Below are 2082 nucleotides of genomic sequence, written 5' to 3' on the forward strand. Positions count from 1 at the left end.
CTGATAGAAACAGAAGCCACTGGAGCACCTCAAAAACACCATCATACACTAAATCAGTAAGTTGGCAGCATCACCGCATTTTTTCGCGCAGCAGCAGGGTTTGCAGGAACTGGTGTGAGTCGGTGATAAAACCGTTTTGTAACGCCATTGTCGCTAACTGTTTCAGAATGGAATAAGTGCCATTGCCCTGAATATTCAGGTCAATACAGCTTGCAGTAAGAGCTGCCATTAATCGGACTCCATGAAAAAATATTTACGTTAATTGTAATAGCGGGGCGGGTTTGTGATGAGCGCGGATATGTCGTGAAGTCGTGACAATATAAAGCAGAGTGAAGGATAAATTTTGCGGCGTAAGGCACATATTAGTAGGTAAAATAAATCTTGTGAATAAAAAATCATTCTTTAATGATTTTGTGAATGTTTAAATGTCTCAGATAATTTGTCTAAACATTATTTATATTTGTGGCTTATGAGTCAGCGTGAATCATATCTAATATTTTTTACGATATTTAGTTAAAAACGGCACTATTGTTATATTCCTCACGTTCCAGGAAATCAGCGGATTTACTCATATTATGCGGCGGGATACTATCCATCGGCCTGCTGAAGTTGGATTAAAAATTCGAAAGTGCACACTTTATATTTCTCTATATACGTATTCCTTTTGGAAAGCGTAGGGCCTCCTTTATTTCAGGGAACGTAAATAATGAAAAAATCGACATTATCTTTAGCCATCGGTTTATTATTGGCATGTAGTACCGGTATGGCAAAAACACAGCATTTAACGCTGGAACAACGCATGGCATTGCTGGAAGAACGCCTGGAAGCGGCAGAAATGCGGGCAGCAAAAGCAGAGAGCCAGGTTAAACAGCTGCAGACACAACAAGCCGCTGAGATCCGCGAAATTAAGGCCGCTCAGGGCAATACGCCGGTAAATGGACAGGCAACGACGGAATCTGCAAAGAAAAATGCCACCTCACCTAATCTTTTGCTTTCAGGTTATGGCGATTTAAAAATCTACGGCGACGTAGAATTTAATATGGATGCGGAAAGTAATCATGGCCTGCTGGCAATGACCAACGCTGATGTGAATAGCGATCCCACTAATGAACAGTGGAATCTCAATGGTCGTATTCTGTTAGGTTTTGACGGTATGCGAAAGATGGACAACGGTTATTTCGCCGGGTTCTCCGCACAACCGCTGGGTGATATGCACGGTTCAGTAAATATCGATGATGCGGTATTCTTCTTTGGCAAAGAAAACGACTGGAAGGTCAAAGTAGGCCGTTTTGAAGCCTACGATATGTTCCCGCTGAATCAGGATACCTTTGTTGAACATTCCGGTAATACTGCGAACGATCTTTATGACGATGGCAGCGGTTATATCTATATGATGAAAGAGGGCCGCGGGCGCTCTAACGCTGGCGGTAATTTCCTCGTCAGCAAACAACTCGATAACTGGTATTTTGAATTAAATACGTTACTTGAAGACGGAACATCTTTATATAATGACGGTAATTATCATGGACGCGATATGGAGCAGCAGAAAAATGTTGCTTATCTGCGCCCAGTAATTGCCTGGTCGCCGACGGAAGAATTCACCGTTTCCGCAGCGATGGAAGCGAACGTGGTAAATAATGCTTATGGTTATACCGATAGCAAGGGTAATTTTGTCGATCAGTCCGATCGTACCGGCTATGGTATGAGCATGACCTGGAACGGCCTGAAAACGGATCCGGACAATGGCATTGTGGTTAATCTTAATACCGCCTATTTAGATGCTAATAATGAGAAAGATTTCACTGCCGGGATTAACGCGCTGTGGAAACGTTTCGAGCTCGGTTATATCTACGCGCACAATAAGATTGATGAATTCAGCGGTGTAGTTTGTGATAACGACTGCTGGATTGATGATGAAGGGACGTACACCATTCACACCATTCATGCGTCTTATCAGTTCGCTAATGTGATGGATATGGAGAACTTTAATATTTACCTCGGGACGTATGGTGATGCTGCCAACTTACTGATTTAGTGTATGATGGTGTTTTTGAGGTGCTCCAGTGGCTTCTGTTTCTATCA

Annotated in this window: 2 pseudogenes; one reads left to right on the forward strand and one right to left on the reverse strand. The window is 42.7% G+C overall.

What is annotated here, in order from left to right:
* Positions 1–76: 76 nt before the first annotated feature.
* Positions 77–229, reverse strand: a pseudogene (locus OQV04_RS24395) (PTS sugar transporter subunit IIA); the annotation flags it as partial.
* A gap of 477 nt (positions 230–706) precedes the next feature.
* Between OQV04_RS24395 and OQV04_RS24400 the strand changes: the two are divergent.
* Positions 707–2008, forward strand: a pseudogene (locus OQV04_RS24400) (carbohydrate porin); the annotation flags it as partial.
* Positions 2009–2082: the final 74 nt, after the last annotated feature.

The organism is Escherichia sp. Lx600-2, assembly GCF_036662595.1.
Classification (GTDB): Bacteria; Pseudomonadota; Gammaproteobacteria; order Enterobacterales; family Enterobacteriaceae; genus Escherichia; species Escherichia coli.